The sequence below is a fragment of the Dokdonia sp. MED134 genome, from assembly GCF_000152925.2.
Classification (GTDB): domain Bacteria; phylum Bacteroidota; class Bacteroidia; order Flavobacteriales; family Flavobacteriaceae; genus Dokdonia.
Genome location: NZ_CP009301.1, coordinates 2,260,318 through 2,280,007, shown reverse-complemented (window position 1 = coordinate 2,280,007; position 19,690 = coordinate 2,260,318). Strand labels below are relative to the sequence as shown.

The window sequence follows — 19,690 nt, the reverse complement described above, 5'->3', positions numbered from 1 at the left end:
TTGGTGAGCGGAGTTATTAGTACGCTTTCGCGAAAGCGTGATAACTCATTTTTTGTACAAAGATAATGCTCAATCATTAAACAATATCTTAAAACGAAAAGCTTAACAGCGTCTTCACAGTTTAACCTACTGCGGTTTGCACTTATCTTCTCTTAGATATTTTATTATGTGTAATCTGTTTCTGTCTACTACACTTAAAACGGGCATCATCTATTCCATAGTTACGCTTTGCGGCGTGCTTTGTACTTCTACCCTGCACACGTGCTCGCCACATTCTAAAACTAGAAGGCTTCATCTCACGACGCATAATATCTATAACCTCACGCTCACTTATCCCAAACTGAAATTGAATCGCATCAAAAGTGGTGCGATCTTCCCACGCCATCTCGATAATGCGATCTAACTGTCTATCTGTAAACTCTTTCATATTTCTTCTTTTTTTGTAATCTATTATTAATCCCATACCTGTCTATCTACTAAGGTATGCCGTTTTAAAATGCGCACGGCATCTTGCTTTACAGCGGGACGCTCTTTGTACTTCCACATTGTATCTGTAGCATATTTTTGGGTCTCTTTTATATTTACAATAGGCGCTGGGTAGTCCTTACCTATAGTTGTATTACAAAACTGCTGCTCGAGGAGGCTCATCGTCCACGGTTCGTGTATGTATGACAGCGGTACTTCACGTAGTTCTGGAATCCACTTTTTTATAAACTCTCCTTCTGGGTCGTGTTCATAACTGTTTTTTACAGGGTTATAAATACGCAACATATTAATACCGGTTTCTCCAGCTTGCATTTGTATTTGCGGGTAGTGTATACCTGGCTCAAAATCTAAAAATTGCCTCGCAAGAAATGCTGATGCATCTTGCCAGGGTTGCCACAAGTTGTGTGTAAAAAATGACAACGTAAGCGCTCTCATTCTAAAATTGAGATAACCCGTCTCTACAAGGCATCTCATACAAGCATCTACTAGCGGGTAACCTGTTTTACCCTCTTGCCAAGCCTTTGCATAGACTGGGTTAGACACTTTCTTTAAGCTATGGAAGCCTCTATTTACACTTACAAACTCCATTGTATCTTCCATCTCAAACTTCTGTATAAAATGAGCAGACCACCTAAGGCGTGAGGTAAAACCATCTATCTGTCTTTTGTAAGGTGAGGCTTGTCGCAGCTTTTTTGCCCGCTGCCATACTTCGCGCACCGACAGGTTACCCCAAGCTATATATGGAGACAAGCGACTACAACTCTTTCTGGCTAGTAAAGGTTTTGAGATATGAGCATTATAATTTTTGATTCTGTCCCTCAAAAAGCTATCATAATAACGCAGTCCCATTGTAGTGCCTCCTTTTTGAAATGCTGTATTTTCTGGTGTTTGTAAAGAGACACAATCAAAATACTGCTCAAAGACCTCTACTTCTTTCTTTGTAACAAGGTCTCCGCTTTGCGGCACAAAAATGCGTTGTGGCTCAGTCATCCACCATTCCCAGCCTTGTACCCAGCCTACTCTGTTACTTAAGCTACGCCTTACTCCATTATTTATAAATTGTATCCATCGTATGTCTTGAGACTGCTGGTAGACCTTAAATGCAATATCTCTATCATAGGTTTTTCGAATTCCAGTTTCTACGTGAGAATAGACCCGTTTTATGGTGTAATGCTGCTGTAATTTTTTAAAAACAGGTATCACTTCTCCTTGAACAACAAGTATCTTGGTGTCATAATTTTCTAATCTGCTTTGTAAATCCTGAAGTGACTCTTTTATAAAATTAAAATGTCGCTCACTATAATGCTCATCATCTAGTAAAGAAGGTTCAAAGATATATAGCAATATTACAGGTTCACTATGTTGAAGTGCCTGCCACAAGTTTTCATTATCTTGTAGTCTTAGGTCTCTTTTAAACCAGTGTACGGTGATATGTGATTTACTTTTACTCAATAATTCTCAGGATGCTCTATAATATCTTGCGCTCGTTCTTGGTGTGCTTGCAAGGTCTTCTTATCCATTTTATCAAGAAGGCTAAGCATCATATTCATTCTATTATTGTTTTCAAAATGTGCACGCTTCTCACTTAAGAAATTCCAATACAATGCGTTGAAAGGGCAGGCATCTTCTCCTGTTTTCTTACTCACTTTGTAATGACAACCCTTACAATAATTAGACATTTTATTAATATAACTACCGCTTGACACATAGGGTTTTGTAGCAATCTTTCCGCCATCTGCCCATTGTGACATTCCTCTTGTGTTTGTAATTTCTACCCACTCTATTGCATCTATGTAAATACCCAAATACCACTCATCTACCTGTAATGGATCACACATTGTAAGCAGTGCATAATTACCAGTCACCATAAGTCGCTGTATGTGGTGTGCATAGGCATTATCAAGGCTATTATTTATACTGCAGCTCAAGCAGTTCATCTTAGTTTTACCCGTCCAGTAAAAATCTGGTAAATCATTAGTATTTTCTAGCGTGTTTACAGTTCCAAATTCTGGCATTTGCATCCAGTACATCCCTCTCATATACTCTCGCCAGCCTAATATCTGTCTCACAAATCCCTCTACTTGACTTATAGAAATATCATCGCTATGGTTTCTCCAGTAGTCTATAACCGTTTCAATTACTTCTTGAGGATCTAGGAGTTTACTATTCATCGCAAAGCTCAATCTACTATGATACAGATATGCTTGATCTGGATCCATAGCGTCCTGATAATCGCCAAAATGCACCAACAGGTTCTCACAAAAATATCTCAACACAGAAAGTCCATCTGCTCTACTAGTGGGCCAGTTAAAGTGCTTTTCGGTAATGCGGCCTATGGTTTTTACTCCTTCTTTTTCTAGCAGCTCAACAATCTCACGTGCATCTTTTCTAAAACCACGCTCGTGTGGGATGAGGGTCTCACCCTTCCACTTATTGCGGTTACTGTGGTCAAAATTCCACTTTCCGCCTTCTGGATCTTTGTCATTTATCATCATAATGTCGTACCTCTTGCGCATCATACGGTAGAAGTATTCCATTGTAAATTGCTTTTTTCCTTTGAAGAATTCTTGCAAATCTGTGCGCGAACTCATAAAATGCTCTGTGTCGCAAGATTGTACGGGAATGTTTACGCTTTCGCGAAAGCGTACTAATAACTCATCTAGTCTATACTCGTCTGGTAATTGATACTCAAACTGCTCAATATCATACTGGACTATAAGCTGTTCAAGATTTTCTGTAAGACTTTGCGTGTTACGAGCATCATCTAGCTGGTAATAAACGACCGTATGACCTCGCTCTTGTAGCCAGCTTGCAAACTCGCGCATAGCCATAAAAAAGGCAACCACCTTTTGAATATGATGTTTTACATAGTCTGTTTCTTGGCGCATTTCTGCCATAAAGTACACCACCTCATCGTCCTGCTCTTGAAACCAAGAGTGTTTATGATTGAGCTGGTCGCCTAGTATGAGTCGTAATTTTTTCATTTAAAAAAGTTCTTCCTGCGTCCATAGCCTGACATATTTCCCGCTCCCATCATACATATCTTGCTGTCTCTTTATATTAAATTTACGGTCACGAGGGTCGTTACCTACCCCCGCATTATACATCCAGTTACCCCAGTTGCTGTGTACGTCATAATCTATGAGTATACTTTCAAAATATGCTGCGCCTACACGCCAGTCTTGCTCTTGTTCTTTTGCCCAAAAGCTAGCAACATTTTGACGACCGCGGTTAGACATCCATCCGGTTTCCTTGAGCTCAATCATATTTGCGTTTACAAAATCATATTTTGTATTCCCATTAATCCACTCGCGTTGGGCCTTATTGTTATGCTTCCAGTCATATTCTTTATTGAGAATACCGCCTATTTTAAAAATGTTATCACCGTGTTTAAGAGAGACGTACTTAAAATAATCTCTCCATATAAGCTCAAATATGAGCCAGTAGGTGTCTTGATTTTTTTTGACTTCTTTTTCAAATCTTTTTACCTTCCAATAAATCTGTCTTGCAGATATGGACCCATTTGCAAGCCAGGCTGAGAGCTTAGAGCTATAACCTTCACCTATGAGACCGTTACGGGTTTTCTTATAATAAGCAAGCTTTTGTGTGGTCCAGAAATAGTCATTAAGACGAGCCCAAGCAGCATCTTCTCCACCTTCCCAAGGGAATGCTGTGCGGTGATCTTTTACAAAAGTGTCTAGCCCTAAGTCTTCTAGTGTAGATATAGGAGTTACGGTAGTTAAGATATTTTCTTGCGGTAGTGCCGTAAGCTCTTTGAAAATAGGTCTAACATCACTTTCTTTCTCGCACTTTTTTCTAAACTGTGTAAAGATTTTAGGAACCTCTGTTATGGTATTGAAAGGAATATCATCTGGGTGAAATAGAAACTGATCATACACCAGCTCGTGGCTTACTTCAGGTATTGCGCGCTCTACAGCGTTTGTAACTTTAACCTCTTCTGCCGTCCACTCTTTTTGAGAATGCAGGCTAGTTACTTTATAACTTTTAACTACAGAGGTTATATGCTCTTCGGGCTTGAGATTATAAACTAGCAAGGTGATATTGCGCTTGTCTAGATTTGCTTTTAGATTTTCTATTGTTTCAATAAGAAACTTAGCTCTATATTTTTCGGTCTTTTTAAAACCAAAATCACCCTCCTCATAATGACGAGGATCAAAATAATAAACACCGACAACTCTTTTACCGGTAGCAATAGCCGCCGTAAGTGACGCGTTATCTTGAACTCTAAGATTATTTCTAAACCATACCAATGCGGTATCCATATCCTAATTTTCGAATAAAGATACTATTGTTTATTGTTTTATTAAAAAGATTAAACAAATTTTAACCTCATTATACAACATTAGTATTAAGATTGAGTAGTTCGCTTTCGCGAAAGCGTAATAAAAAACATTTTACCTAACCTGGTGAGCTGGTTTAAGGAGATCATTTACCGTTTTTACAGGATTGAACGTTAAGAGCGGCACTTCAATAAAGATGGTATTCCAGTGCGCCATTCCTCCGTTCCAAAGACCGGGGTGCTCAAGTGCTTTTATTTTCTGTCCCTCGTAACTTTTTGAAGCTATGAATCCGGCTTTATAGTCTACATATTTGAGAAGGTTATATTTCTCACCTTTGTAATTTTTTACTCCGCAAACAATATCTACTGGGTTGAAGTGAGTCGCATTTGTTACAATTTGTTGCTGTGCGTTATCACCAGGGTTGATTTGCACACTCTCTACAATCTGGAGACATTCCTTCCCATTTTCGTGACGAACCCAAAACGGACCTCCACCTGGCTCTCCTTCATTTTTTACCATACCACAAACTCGTAGTGGCCGGTCTAGAAGTTCTCTCAAGTACTCGACTTGATAGGTAGGCGAGTATCGCTCAAAATCTGATGCAACCTTTATAAAAAGCTCATTTTGTAGAAATGTAGCAATCTCTAAAATAACTTGCTCATTTATAGCTTTGGCATCATCTAGTTTATGCAAGTAGGCAAAAGATTTTTCTTGTATCTCAAGCAACTTACCTGCAAGCATTTTTTTAAAGTGAGCAACCTTCTTACGATACTTGCTTACAACTACATTGTCTATATTCTTTATAAAAATAACATCTGCATCTTGCTCATTAAGGTTGTTTATAAGCGCTCCGTGACCACCAGGTCTAAAAACTAGTTGTCCTTCTTTGTCCCTAAGCAATTCTCCATTACTTGCTAGTGCAACAGTATCTGTAGCTGGAGATTGAAATGAGTATGAAATGTCAAAAGTAGTGGCGGTTTTTTCTTGTACGTAGTCTTTACGTTTTTCAAACTGTTTTTGAAAACGCTCTAAATGTGCCTCAGAGATTGTAAAGTGCAATCGTGCTACTCCATCTTTTGCCGCATAAGATGCGCCTTCAAATAAATGCTCTTCAAAGGCAGTAGCAATATTTTTTTTATACCTGTGGAATGGGAATAAGCCTTTAGGTTTGTTTCCAAAATTAAGCTCATCTTCATTGAGCAGTATTTTTATAAACCGCAATCTATTTACATCTATATCTAGTGATTCTCCATCACTATACCTCTTCTTAATGCGCTTACGCACCTTTTTATAAAAAGGGAAACTATCTAATCCCACAAAAAATAGGCGTAGTTCTGGTACTCCCTTTTTATTAATGTAGGCGTTTATTGATCCCTCTACGGGATTGTAATCATCATAAAACTGAAAGAGAAATTTAAACATTCTAGTTGCCGCACCAGAGGCTGGTGTAAACTTTAATAACTCAAGGTTACCACTAGATTGATCAAATTTTTCTACAAGTGCTTTTTCTTGATCTGAAGATAAGATGAGTATTCCATTTCCATCTGTGGCGGCATCCCTTAAATCTGCAAAAGGAATACCTTTGGTTAGACTCTCAAACTGACTCTGTACTTGCTCTAGTGCAATGCCTCTTTTGTCCAGCTGCTTTTTATCTTCTTCTGTTATTTTCAAACTAATAGTGTGTTAATTACCTGAGTTGCCTCCGTCACTCGCTCTTGTACTCCTCCCTTCATTATAATGTAGGGTCTATTATACTTTATCAAAGCGCTTTCAAAGGCTTTAAACATTTCTAACCGCCGGTGTGGTCTATCTCGTAAATCATCCTCTTCCCAAGGTGTATCTATGTAGGTTAAAAGATACAAATCATATTGATTTTCTAATGCTATTTTTTCTAATAATTCTGGGCACCACCCATCATAATATGCTTCACTATAGACCTTTGTAGTAAGTAAATCTGTATCACAAATGATAAGCCTATCTGTGCTTGCGGCTGCTTTATTTTCTAAATCTATCTGTCCAGCAGCTATGGGAAGTAAATCTTTGGGTCGACAGATTTTCTTCTCCTTCTCCCAAAGTTCTTGTAAATATTCTCGGGCAAACTCTTCTACCAGGGGAGCGTTGTAATGCTCTGATAGCTTTCGCGAAAGCGTACTTTTCCCACTACTCTCTGGTCCAAAAAGACATACTCTTATACAACTGCTAGGGACTTGTCTAAGTTTTTCTTCCATTCTAAATAACCGAAAACGGCAATAATCGTTAATGCAAAATACAAGATACTACTAAAGGTTAAACCTTTATAAAAATATAAGGGCACAGTGATGATATCACCTATAATCCAGTATATCCAGTTTTCTATTTTACGCTTTGCCATAAGCCACATTCCTACAAAGAAAATGCCTGTCGTAATCATATCTATATATGATGTCCAGTGTGAAATTTTATCAAAAGTGATATATACGACATATGTAAATACCGCCGCGGCTATAAAAATACCCACAGAGATAATGTGCTCTTTTTTTGAGGTAGTGGTAATAGGAGTGACTGCTGTACCATCTACCGTTCTGGTCCAGACATACCAGCCATATACACTCATAATAAAGTAATATGCATTAATCATCATATCACCTAGCAAACCCCATTTGAGTAATAAATACACAAAAATGGCTGTACAAATCATCCCCGTAGGAAAGACCAGAACGTTATTCTTTTTTGAATAAATAACCGATGCTATTGTAAATACAGAGGCGAGTAGTTCTAATACGATATCTAGTGTATCATAACTCGCGTATTGCCCAAAGAGGAAATCAAAAATCTGCGACATAGTCTGAGCGATCTGTTTTTACCATTTTTATGTAAAAGAGGCCTATGCCCACTTCTTCAAAACTGCGCTTCATCTCTACAGTGAGAAGCCCCATCACCTCATCATAATCGCCATAAACCTGCGTAGCAAGGGGGTTTTCTATAACAGTGAGGCCTGAGTCACGTAGCCTTTTTATAAAATTTATAATATGCCCTTCATAATCATCCTGCAAAGGACTAAAAGTAAGGTCTACAGATATATTCATAATTTGTTATTTATTATAGACGTGCAAAAGTGCTCCCATCCCATAGTTTACGTGACCTGTCTTTACTAGTGCAGAGTTCTCGTTATAAGATTTGTCAAACACTTGCCATTTTTTATTATTAAAAAACACCCTTCTTACAAAAGTCTTCTGCGCAGGAAGATCATTTGTAAAAGGCAACAGCGGTCTAAAAGTGATAGACACCTTTTGTATACCTCTAGGCGTTTCTATCTCATTATATTTTTTAGTCTGTATCAATTTCCCTTGAGGGTCTGCATAGCCTAGTACTTGTAAAGACGCATATAACCCACCTTTAGGGATAAAGATTTGGTGTTTTGAAATGTCTAATTCATACATCTCATCATCTTGCTCGCTTACGCGAAAAACGATATCATCGTGTACCATAGCATCACCAGGTAGTCCGTTATCATTTTTATAAAACTGAATTCTAAAAAGAGTAGAAAACTTCATATTACCCTTTTTACGAAACTCCTTTTCTGAGTTAATAGGTAGCCAGAGTTGCGCCACTTTTGTAGACTTACCCTCTTGCCTTTCAAAAAACACAGCCACCTCACTTTCTACCGTAGGAAGCCAGCTATTATAATAGTTGATGTGTGTAGTTTCTTTAAGCTTTTTCTTTTTATACTTTCCTTTTTTTTCTGAAGTGAGAACCACTTCCTCTAGCTGGCTTGCTGCAGGTTGCAAGTATACTTGAGAAACCAGCCCTTTTGTAGCAACAGTTTTACTCTCAAAACCTATTGCCGAAATGTAAAGACTATCAATGTCTTTATACTTAGATGCCTCAAATCTAAACTCTCCCTCTTCTCCAGCAAATGTACCTCGTCCATCTCCAAAAGAGATAGTTGCAAAAGAAACCGGCGTCTTTGTAACTGCATCTTTTACAAAGGTAGTCTGGCTATTTACAACCGCAGTTAATGTAAGTACTATGGCTAAGAAGAAAACTTTCATATAAACAAATGTAGTGGTTTTAAACCGTTAGTTATTCCAGGTGTTATCTTCAAAAGCCGTGCCTACCACTACCATTGTAGCCCCAGCGGTAAAAGCCGCTTGCATAGCACGCTCTGTACGTATGCCGCCACCTACAATTATGGGTATGGTAATCGCCTCACAAACTGATTTTATAATATGAGGTTGTACTGCACTTCTAGCACCGCTTCCTGCCTCTAGATATAGTAGTTTTTTGCCCAGATATTGTCCAGCCAGAGCAGTCGTTATAATAGTTTCTGGTTGATCTTGAGATAGCGGTTGCGTATTACTAACTCTCTCAACTGCCGTTTGCGACCCGCCATCTATAAGAAGGTAACCCGTAGGTATGACTTCAAGATTACTTTGTTGCACTACTCGTGCGGCTTTTACTTGCTGTCCTATTAAAAACTCCGGATTATCACCAGAGAGTAGTGATAAAAACAATAGCGCATTTGCCTCTGGAGTAACTTGTGTGTAATCTCCCGGAAATAATATTACTGGTAAATCTGTTTCGGCTTTGAGGAGTTGTACAACTTTTTCGGTTTTGCGGTTGTGATCTGTACTACCACCTATAAACAGATGTGTAGTTTGCGCAGGGATTTTTTTTAAGTACGCTTTCGCGAAAGCGCTACCCTTCTCATTACCATCCACCTCAAACTTATCTGGATCTATGAGTATGGCGAGCAATTGCTCTTTATACTGAGTAGCCCTTATTATGTTTTCTAGTATAGACATTATAAACGAAGGTAGGGATTTCATTGAGTTTTGAGAACGGAATTGATGACCGATGAAAACATAGCAATAACAACTTAAACATATTTACAAGGCACTTTAAAATGAAATATTTTCAATACAGAACCTACCTTAAGACCTAAGCAAACTTATAAAGACGTAGAAAAAAATAACTTTACTTTAGAGATGAGATGGCATCTTAACATATCATCAAATGAACACTTCACTAAGCTAAAGAACAACGCGTTAAAAAAATTACTATCAAGATTAAATTATATAGTAAGAAATTTCATAAGTTTATAGCCATTAATTATTTCATCAATCAATCAATCAACATATTTATGATCACAAAATTACGCGCACTTGTAGCCGTTCTATGCCTATTCCCCTTTGCCATAAACGCTCAATCTACCTCGAGAGATATTGATAAGATTCTTGTTTCTCACATTGCAAAACAACAGCTTAAACCTTCTGACATTGCTGCTTACCAAATAACAAGTGAGCACACTAGTTCTACAAGCGGTATACAACACATTTATTTTAGGCAAACGTATAATGGTATTGAGGTTATTGGAACAGAAAGTAGTGTTCACGTTAAAAACGGTAAACCAGTACAGAGTCACATTAACTTTTATAGGGACATAGAAACTCGTGTAAAGTCTACCTCGCACATAATTAATGAAACTGCAGCAATACAATCTGTGGTGACTAAAATGGGGTACACATCTGGAGGATTAAATCAAATATCTTATGATGCAAAAACAAACACTAGAACCTTTAAGAGTGCGTACATATCTCGTGACCCTATACCAGTAAAAAAAGTCTATACTGTCACAGATCAAGGAGCCCTAGTTGCTACTTGGGAACTTTTTATAAATGAAACCCAAAGCAAAAATTGGTACAACTTCTTTGTAGATGCCACAAATGGTGATATACTTTCTAAAAAGAATAGGACCTTAACCTGTACTGTAAATCACGATCACAGTGAGAGTGCTCATAAAACCGCTTTCGCGAAAGCGGAAAATATAACATTCAAAGCTTCTCCTCCAGCGGATGCGTCTTTTACGGAAGGTACATATACAGTGTATCCACTACCACTAGCTTCACCTTTTGACGGTGACCGCTCTCAAGTTTCTGGAGTTTTTAATGCTGTTGCCTCACCGTTTGGGTGGCACGATACAAATGGTATAACAGGTGCTGAGTATACAGTTACAAGAGGAAATAATGTAAATGCATATGAAGATGGTGACAATCCAGGCTTTCAACCAGATGGAGGAGCAGGCCTTTTCTTTGATTACCCATTAAACACTGTTTTTAGTGGTGGAAATCAATCTGAAAGCGCAGCTATAACAAATCTTTTTTATTGGAATAATGTTATACACGATGTACTATACCAATATGGTTTTGACGAGGCTAGCGGTAACTATCAAGAAAACAATTATGATAATGGCGGTGTAGGTAATGACCAGGTGAATGCTGAGGCTCAAGACAGTTCTGGTGAGTGTAATGCAAACTTTAGTTTTTCTCCAGATGGAGTTTCGGGTAGAATGCAAATGTATACGTGTGGCTCTAGAGACGGAGATTTAGACAACCTAGTAATTATACACGAGTATGGCCACGGCATCTCTACACGTCTTACCGGTGGGGCTGCAAATTCTGACTGCCTATTTAACGACGAACAAATGGGAGAAGGATGGAGTGACTGGTATGGTGCTGTTATGACAATAAAGCCAGAAGATGTTGCAACAGATTTAAGACCTGTAGGCAACTGGCTATTCGAACAAGGGCCTGATGATCCAGGTATACGTGACTTTCCTTATACAACAGACTTATCTCAAGATCCTCGTACATACAATAATATTCAAAGCGCTTCTGTCCCTCACGGTGTAGGTTCTGTATGGGCAGCAATGCTATGGGAGATGACTTGGAACCTTATTGAAGAATACGGTTTTGACCCAGATATTTATAATGGTACTGGCGGAAATAATATTGCTATTGCCCTCGTGACAGAAGGACTCAAATTACAACCTTGTAATCCAGGTTTTATAGATGGTCGTGATGCAATACTCGCGGCAGATCTTACACTATATGGAGGAGCAAATCAGTGTCGTATCTGGGATGCTTTTGCAAAACGAGGTTTAGGGTTGAGTGCTAGTCAAGGATCTTCTTTTAGCCGTTTTGATGGTATAGAAGCCTTTGATTCTCCATCAACATCTTTTCAATTAAATGAAGAGCCTATATGCCTCTCTGCAGATGTTGTTGTATTAGGAGGAGGCTTACCTACGGGAGGTATATATTCTGGTCCGGGTGTAACAGATAATGGAGATGGGCAAACTTTCACATTTGACCCTACAATAGCTGGTATAAATGATCACGTTATTACTTATGTTGCAGACTCTACTTGTGACGATGATGGAGGCGATACAGCAACGGCAACCCTGAGTGTTAAATCTGATGATCCTATTATTGTATGTCAAGACATCACAGTAACACTTGACGCCGAAGGAAATGCACAAATCGCTCCTCAAGACGTGGTGACTAATTTTTCACCGGGAGATGGTTATACCATAGATCAATCTGGCATATTTTCACCAGAGAATATTACTGGAGGCACTACCTTAAACTTATCTGATGATGAAACATCGGGCCCTGTACCTCTAGGGTTTGATTTTAGTTTTTTTGGAGAGACATACTCTACAGCTATTGTTTCGTCTAATGGGTTTTTAACTTTTGAAAACAATAGTAATTCTGGGTGTTGTTCTGGAGAATTTATTCCAAGTCAAAGTGCGATAAACAATTATATCGCTTTCGCCTGGTCAGACCTTTTTCCTCCAGGAGGGAATGGAATCGTTAGATACACAACAATAGGTGCTGCACCTAACAGAGTATTTGTATTAGATTTTATTGATATATCCTTATGTTGTGATTCTACTCCAGAAGTAACAACACAGTTAAAGTTGTTTGAAGATAGCTCAGTGATAGAAATACATACTACTGAAATAATACAATCTGGGACAATGAGCCAAGGGATAGAAAATGCTGATGGCACCGAGGGCTACGTACTTGATGAACGTAATAGCACGCCGTTTACCCTAGCAAATGATTTTATAGCATTCATTCCTAATGCTGGAGATTTTCCTGATAATTGTGGAAATGCGACTACTGTGACTTTAGACATTGATACCTTTACCTGCTCTGACTTAGGAGAAAATACAGTGACAGCAACCGCAACAGATAGTGAGGGTAACACATCAAGCTGTACAGCTACGGTTACTATAATCTCTGATGTTTCTGTAACATTTGAACAAGAAGAAGTATTATGTGCCGATCAAACTAGTGTTACTTTAGGTGGAGGCCTTCCTACTGGTGGAGTATATTCTGGAACAGGTGTTATAGATGATGGAAATGGGCAAACATTTACAATTGATCCATCTGTGACGGGCGAAGGTTCTGTCACAGTATCTTATGAATCTGAAAATTCTTGTGGCATAAATGGTACAGCCGCTGTTACACTAGAAATTATTCCTAGTATTCCGGATGTAACTTGTCAAGATATTACCGTTTCTTTAAATGACGAGGGAGTAGCAACCGTATCTTGGGAAGATATTTTTGACTCAAGTACCTTTACGGGAAATCTTGAAAGCACATTGTATGCATTAAATCCAAATTCTGGTGTATTGAATATTGCTGAATATCAATTTAATCAAACTAATAGTGACCTTGAACTTAATTCAAGCTTTAACTACTCTACGGGATTAGATCGTAATTACGGTTTTGACAAGCATCCAGAAACTAGTCAAGTATACTTAGTAGCTTCTGAAGTGGCTGGAGGAGTAAGATCTCTTTACAGAATTGATCTTAATGCCCCCTCAGAAGACCCAATACTTATTTCTAATTTAGTTTCATCAAATGGCAGTAATCAAATAGTAGATATTACATTTGACAACAACGGCAACCTCTACGGGATTTATAATAATGGAGAGCTTGAAATTATAAACACTGAGACAGGGGCTTCCTCTCCTTTTACGTTTATAAATGTTTTTGGCGCTATAGGTATTACATATGATTTTGACAATGATCGTTTATTATATGCTACAGGTACTGGACCAGTAAACATCTATGACGTAAATATCTCTAATGGAAGCTTTAACAATATAGGAACCTTTTTAACACCAGGACCTAGTGAGTTTTGTTCAGCACAAGCCTTGGAATACATAGGAAACGACACTTTAATGGCAGGAGCAACATCTTCTTGTGATATACTTTATGAGGTAAATCTCACCTCTTTTGAGACATCTCTTCTAGCTAATCCTACAGGGTCATACCCAAATATTAAGGATCTATTATTGTATTCTCAAAAACCCCTTGATAATTGTACTAACGAGCCTTTAACTTTAGAGGTGAGTCCTAGTACTTTTGACTGTTCTAATTTAGGAGAAAATGTAATTACTCTTACAGCAACAGATAGTCTAGGGAACACAACAACTTGCACTAGTACAGCAATTGTTTCAACAACAGTTGATGTTACATTTACAACAGATAATACATTTTGTATAGATCAAGGTGAAATTATTTTGGGAGGAGGGTTTCCTGCTGGTGGAGTATATTCTGGTCCAGGAGTAACCGATAATAATAATGGTATTGATTTCACACTCAACCCATCAATAGGAGAAGGATTTTATGAAATTACCTACTCGTACACTAATGCTTGTGAACTTCAAAACCAAGCAACACAAACTATAGAAATATTTGGTGCAATTCCAGATTTAGAATGTACTGATATAACCGTAAATCTCGATGAAAATGGTATAGTTGTCCTAGATGCTGCGCTCTTACTAGGTGCTGCTGGTGAATCTGAAATGGGGACACTCTACGCTTTGAACCCTTTCTCTGGTAATCAAAACATTGCGAAATATAGTTATAATACAACTACTGATGACTTAATTCTGGATTCTTCTTATTCTTATAACACTGGAGCAGATAGAAATTATGGTTTTGATCAAAATCCGTCAACTGGTGAATTATATCTACTAAGAAGAGTGCCAGAAACAGGAAGTAGAGCACTTTATAGTATTGATTTGCAAGAGGAGGATGGAGAACCTACTTTTATTTCGGAAGTACTTTCTGTAAATGGATCAAATCAAGTTCAAGATATGGCCTTTGGGACAGACGGAACACTCTATATGGTATTTAATGGTGGTGAGATTAACAGTTATGATATAGATTCTGGCAATACAGAAGCTATTGCTACTGTTGACTCTGCTGGAGCTGTTGGAATGACCTATGATACTGATCAAAATAGACTTCTATACACCACAGGATCTAACCCAGTAAATCTTTTTGCCATTGACAACTCTACTGGTACGGTTACTGAGTTATTTTCTTTCTTTACTCCTGGAAGTAATGGTGGCTGTAGTGCTCAAGGTATAGAATATGTTGGGCAAGGCAAGGTTATTGCGAGCTCCACATTTGGCTGCGATGTTATATACACTGTTGACCTCACTAGTCAAGAGGCTAATTTACTCTTAAACCCAACAGGTTCATATTCTGATATAAAAGACTTAATGTTTTTAGGAACATTACCTGTAGACAATTGCAATGGTGAAGCGCTTACTTTTACGGTAACTCCTAATCAATTAGATTGTTCTAACATTGGTGAAAACATAGTAACTGTAACAGCAACAGATGCAGATGGAAACACGAGTGAATGCACCTCAACAGTTACTGTAATTGACAACATTGCCCCTGTGGTTAACTGCTTACCCTCAATAGACGTGGTTTTAGATAGTTCTGGTGTTGTAACTTTAACAGCTGAGGATCTTGTTACAGGTGATATTTTTGATAATTGTGATACAAATCTTGAGATAGAGATTTCTCCAGCGCAGATTACTTGTGATGAATATGCTGGAATATCTCTCACTGAGATAATTGAAAACGGAAGTTTTGAAAACGACTTAAATTTTTGGACCTCTACAATTGAAAATGGAAGTGATGACGGAGGATGTACTCAACCTTGGAAAGTTGAAGAAAATTCTCAAACCATATGTTGTTGTGTAGACGAAGTGTCTCCCACAGACGGTTCTTACGGAGCTTTTACCTCTTTTGATGGTAGTGAAAATACCCTGTATAGACTTTTTCAAAATGTTTTAATACCTACTACAATTAATGACAATGACTTTGAAGCTAATTTGAGTTTTGATTGGGTGGCAAACTTTGATTATAACGGCACTGAAAGTAGAAAACTTGAAGTAGCTCTATATGACAATTCTGGTTCTGAAATTGAGGTTATTTATCAAGATATTATTCCTGCAGATGGCCTTACTTCTAGAAATGAATCTATCTCTCTGGATTTGACGGCTACTTTATTAGCCTATAGAGGTCAAGAAGTGACGCTGGAGTTTAGTGCATTTATTCCAGAGAACTTTTCTGGACCTGCAAAAGCAATGATAGATAATGTTTCACTCCAAGCAGCTACAAATAACGTAGATATAGTAATTACTGTAACAGATGATTCAGGTAATGCCACGTCTTGTACTGTTGAAGTAAACATTACAGATCCAGATAATGTTTGTGGATTAAGTACAGAAGAGTTTAGTAGCACTGAAGTTTTACTTTTTCCAAACCCCGCATCGTCGAGTGTTCAAATCACTTGGGGAAATAATACTCTAAAGAGTATTACAATTTATGATATGCTAGGAAAGCTCATTTTTAATGAAAAAATTAAGGATAATCAAATTCAAACTAGTTTTGATGTTAGTAACCTTAATACGGGTATTTACTTAGTCCAACTAAGTGACGAGTCTAATAATTTAACTACCAAAAGGCTTATTGTAGAGTAACTTAATTGTAACTCTTTTGTTTAATCCCAAAAGGCCAGAAGTTAAAACTTCTGGCCTTTTTGATTTATATAAGAAATATAATGCCTGTATTTATGACCTCACATTGATTAAAAATTTACTCGCATAGTATGCTTGATAATCAAAAACTCTAGTATATCTTTGCGGCATCTCAAAGGGGTGCTTTTAAATAAGCTGAGATTATACCCATTGAACCTAGAACAGGTAATGCTGTTTAGGAATGAGAAAGAGATCTTACTAAAACTACAACTGCGTAGTTTTATGAAGGTAACACTACTCTTGAGACGTGCTTTTATAGCACACCCTCTTCAATATGTGCGCACAGCACAGGTATGTTTTATACTAACATTTAAGGAATATTTGCCCTTTGTATTCGTAACCAAACTAATTACGGATGAAAAAGATCCTATTAAGTATGATGGCACTTGCAGCAATCACTGCTACTGCCCAACAAACTACTGTTATTGACACCACAAAAGTGGAGTCGCTAGATGAAGTACTGGTACGCTCTGTAAGAGTAAAAGCCGACTCACCTATCACGCACTCTAACCTTACAAAGGCACAAATCGCCCAGCGTAACTTAGGTCAAGACATCGCTACACAGCTTAACTTTTTACCTAGTGTTGTCACCACATCAGATGCTGGTGCGGGAATAGGGTATACAGGTTTTAGAGTACGTGGTACTGGTAACCAAGGTATCAATGTAACGATAAATGGTATCCCTTATAATGATGCAGAGAGCGCAACTACGTTTTTTGTAAACCTTCAAGACTTTAGCTCTTCTGTAGAGAGTTTACAGTTACAGCGTGGTGTAGGGTCTTCTACAAACGGACCTGGAGCCTTTGGAGCAAGTCTTAACATTCTTACAGATGCTATTTCTAAGGAGGCTTATGGTGAGATTTCTAACTCATTTGGATCTTTTGCAACACGTCGTCACAATGTGAAGTTTAGCACAGGGTTACTTAATGATCATATAGAGATATCAGGAAGATTATCACAAATAAAGTCTGATGGATATATAGACAGAGCATCTTCAGACCTTAAGTCTTACTTTTTACAAGCAGCTTATACAGATGATAAAACTCTTATTAAGTTAGTTAACTTTGCAGGATCTGAGGTGACGTATCAATCTTGGTTTGGTATAGACGCAGAGACACTTGCAGAAGATAGAACGTTTAACCCAGCTGGTCAATTTACAGATGAGAATGGTGTAACGCGTTTTCACGGTAATCAAGTAGATAATTACAAGCAAGATCACTACCAGCTACACTGGAACCAGCGTTATGATAACAACTGGAGTACACAGCTTAGCCTTAACTACACATATGGTCGCGGTTTCTTTGAAGAATACAAAGAAGATGAAGATCTTGCATTTTACAGCATTGCTTCTGTAGTTATAGGTGATGAGACGGTTGAGACCTCAGATATTATAAGACGTCGCTGGCTAGATAATGACTTTTATGTGGCAAATGCTACGGTAAATTATAAGGACACAAGCCTAGACTTTGTAGGAGGATTATACGGAAGTGTATATGACGGTGACCATTTTGGCGAAGTGATTTGGGCACGTTTTGCTAGTGATAGTGAGCTAGGTGATGATTACTATTTTGGAACTGGTAAGAAGAAGGAGTTTTCTGCTTTCGCGAAAGCGAACTACCGTTTCAACTCAAAATGGAGTGGTTACCTTGACTTACAGCAACGTTTTATCTCATACACAACAGACGGAATTAACTCTGACATAACCGAATTTATTGTAGATGAAGATTATAGTTTCTTTAACCCAAAAGCGGGGCTTTCTTATAAGGTAAATGATAACAACCAGCTGTATGCATCTTTTGCTAGAGCAAACAGAGAGCCTAACCGTACAGATTTTGAAAACGGAGCACCACGTCCAGAGCGTCTTAACGACTGGGAGTTAGGGTGGCGTCATAATACAGAAAAGGTAAGCCTTAATGTAAACGGATACTATATGGGTTACCGTGACCAGCTAGTGCTTACTGGAGCGCTAGATGACGTAGGAGCACCTATACGTGCAAATAGTGGAGAGAGCTTTAGAGCTGGTATTGAGATAGACGCGGCAATCGCTATAACAGGTAAAATTACTGTACAGCCTAATGTTGCAATAAGCACAAATAAAAACAGAGATTTCTTTTTTGAGAGAGACGGTGTGCTTACTAACCTAGGTAATACAGACATCTCATACTCGCCTAATCTAGTTGCCGGTAACACCATCTCTTACAAGCCAGCACAAAACTTTAGAATAAGCCTTTTATCTAAATATGTAGGTGAGCAATACTTAGGTAATATAGACAGTGAGACTTCTAAACTAGATAGCTACTTTACAAATGACCTCAATGTTACTTATGAGCTTAAAGATATCCCGGTATTTAAGTCTATCGTGTTTAACGCGCTAGTAAATAACATATTTGATATTGAATATGTATCAAACGGTTACTTCTTTACCTATGACGATGATTTTTCTGTGCCAAATGAGATCACAACTATAGAGGGAGCAGGCTTTTACCCACAGGCTGGGATTAACTTTCTAGTAGGTGCTACGATGAAGTTTTAAAACTAAATTTTGAATTTATGTTTTTTTAGCTTACTTTAAGTGTCAAATAATTAACAATTTGTAGCAGTTGGGGGACTGTAATACACTTTGTAACAAAAGAAGCCATCTTAACGAGATGGCTTCTTTTCATTTAATTAAACACGGTAATCGTTCCTCCAGATTCATTTACTCTGTAATTGAGCATCGTGTAGGGCAACACCTCATCATTAGACTGCCCTGTAAATAAGTTATAACTATGTGCATCATCACACTGGCAGAAAACGTTTATACCGTTTATCACCATTCTAGAGCAGTCGTTTGGAGCGTGGTTAGGATCTGATGCTTCCCAGGCAATAAGACCACTACCGGTGTTAATTACAAAAAAACCTCTCAAACCACCATTAGACACATAAATAGGGTTACTAGGTATCTCAAGATCGAGCACCTGTATCGCACTAAGTTGTGTAGAAAAATTTACATCTAGCAAGAAGGGATTGCGCTGGCCGCCATCATCACTTTCAGAACAAGAAGTAATAAGAACTAGAGCAAAAAGTAAAGCACAAATGTGACGCATAATATTGTTTTTGATACGCTTTCGCGAAAGCGTAATTTTAATCCTATAAAGCTCGCAAGGTACTATAAAACGAGAAAGGATTTAAAATATTTCGTATATTCGTAAGGCACGTCCCGAAGAGGGACTTTTTTTGTGTTTGA

The 19,690-nt window shown here is 38.1% G+C and carries 13 protein-coding genes and 1 riboswitch; of the genes, 2 read left to right on the top strand and 11 right to left on the bottom strand.

The window, feature by feature from the left end:
* Positions 1–142: 142 nt before the first annotated feature.
* The 10 genes from MED134_RS10070 to MED134_RS10025 form a co-directional block, all read right to left on the bottom strand.
* Positions 143–463: a TIGR03643 family protein gene (locus MED134_RS10070; protein ID WP_237747106.1), complete on the bottom strand. Its 321-nt coding sequence runs from the start codon at positions 461–463 to the stop codon at positions 143–145.
* Positions 454–1,938, bottom strand: a complete 1,485-nt coding sequence (locus MED134_RS10065) for a cryptochrome/deoxyribodipyrimidine photo-lyase family protein (RefSeq protein ID WP_038598526.1) — start codon at positions 1,936–1,938, stop codon at positions 454–456. Before MED134_RS10065 ends, MED134_RS10070 begins: the two co-directional genes overlap by 10 nt.
* Positions 1,935–3,470: a cryptochrome/photolyase family protein gene (locus MED134_RS10060; RefSeq protein ID WP_038598524.1), complete on the bottom strand. Its 1,536-nt coding sequence runs from the start codon at positions 3,468–3,470 to the stop codon at positions 1,935–1,937. The genes MED134_RS10065 and MED134_RS10060 overlap by 4 nt, the downstream gene beginning before the upstream one ends.
* Positions 3,471–4,769: a DASH family cryptochrome gene (locus MED134_RS10055; RefSeq protein WP_038598521.1), complete on the bottom strand. Its 1,299-nt coding sequence runs from the start codon at positions 4,767–4,769 to the stop codon at positions 3,471–3,473. It lies immediately after the preceding gene.
* Positions 4,770–4,901: 132 nt separating this feature from the next.
* The gene (locus tag MED134_RS10050; RefSeq protein WP_038598519.1) at positions 4,902–6,458 is read right to left on the bottom strand and encodes a DUF4301 family protein; all 1,557 of its coding nucleotides are present in this window, start codon (positions 6,456–6,458) and stop codon (positions 4,902–4,904) included.
* Positions 6,455–7,015 (bottom strand): AAA family ATPase, encoded by a 561-nt coding sequence (locus MED134_RS10045; RefSeq protein WP_038598517.1) that lies wholly within the window; start codon positions 7,013–7,015, stop codon positions 6,455–6,457. The genes MED134_RS10050 and MED134_RS10045 overlap by 4 nt, the downstream gene beginning before the upstream one ends.
* Complete coding sequence (gene pnuC / locus MED134_RS10040) at positions 6,976–7,608, bottom strand: nicotinamide riboside transporter PnuC (RefSeq protein ID WP_038598514.1); 633 nt, start codon at positions 7,606–7,608, stop codon at positions 6,976–6,978. Before pnuC ends, MED134_RS10045 begins: the two co-directional genes overlap by 40 nt.
* A complete protein-coding gene (locus MED134_RS10035) occupies positions 7,592–7,852 on the bottom strand; it encodes a hypothetical protein (protein ID WP_038598511.1) in 261 nt (86 codons plus the stop codon). Before MED134_RS10035 ends, pnuC begins: the two co-directional genes overlap by 17 nt.
* 6 nt (positions 7,853–7,858) lie before the next feature.
* Positions 7,859–8,818 (bottom strand): hypothetical protein, encoded by a 960-nt coding sequence (locus tag MED134_RS10030; protein ID WP_038598508.1) that lies wholly within the window; start codon positions 8,816–8,818, stop codon positions 7,859–7,861.
* 27 nt (positions 8,819–8,845) lie between these two features.
* Positions 8,846–9,595: a geranylgeranylglyceryl/heptaprenylglyceryl phosphate synthase gene (locus MED134_RS10025; protein ID WP_084811661.1), complete on the bottom strand. Its 750-nt coding sequence runs from the start codon at positions 9,593–9,595 to the stop codon at positions 8,846–8,848.
* Between the two features lie 314 nt (positions 9,596–9,909).
* Between MED134_RS10025 and MED134_RS10020 the strand changes: the two genes are divergently transcribed.
* A complete protein-coding gene (locus MED134_RS10020; protein WP_038598502.1) occupies positions 9,910–16,407 on the top strand; it encodes a M36 family metallopeptidase in 6,498 nt (2,165 codons plus the stop codon).
* 162 nt (positions 16,408–16,569) lie between these two features.
* Positions 16,570–16,663: riboswitch (TPP riboswitch) on the top strand.
* 156 nt (positions 16,664–16,819) lie between these two features.
* Positions 16,820–18,997: a TonB-dependent receptor gene (locus MED134_RS10015; protein ID WP_038598499.1), complete on the top strand. Its 2,178-nt coding sequence runs from the start codon at positions 16,820–16,822 to the stop codon at positions 18,995–18,997.
* Between the two features lie 130 nt (positions 18,998–19,127).
* Here the strand turns inward: MED134_RS10015 and MED134_RS10010 are convergent, their stop codons facing one another.
* Complete coding sequence (locus tag MED134_RS10010) at positions 19,128–19,550, bottom strand: hypothetical protein (RefSeq protein WP_052084216.1); 423 nt, start codon at positions 19,548–19,550, stop codon at positions 19,128–19,130.
* Positions 19,551–19,690: the final 140 nt, after the last annotated feature.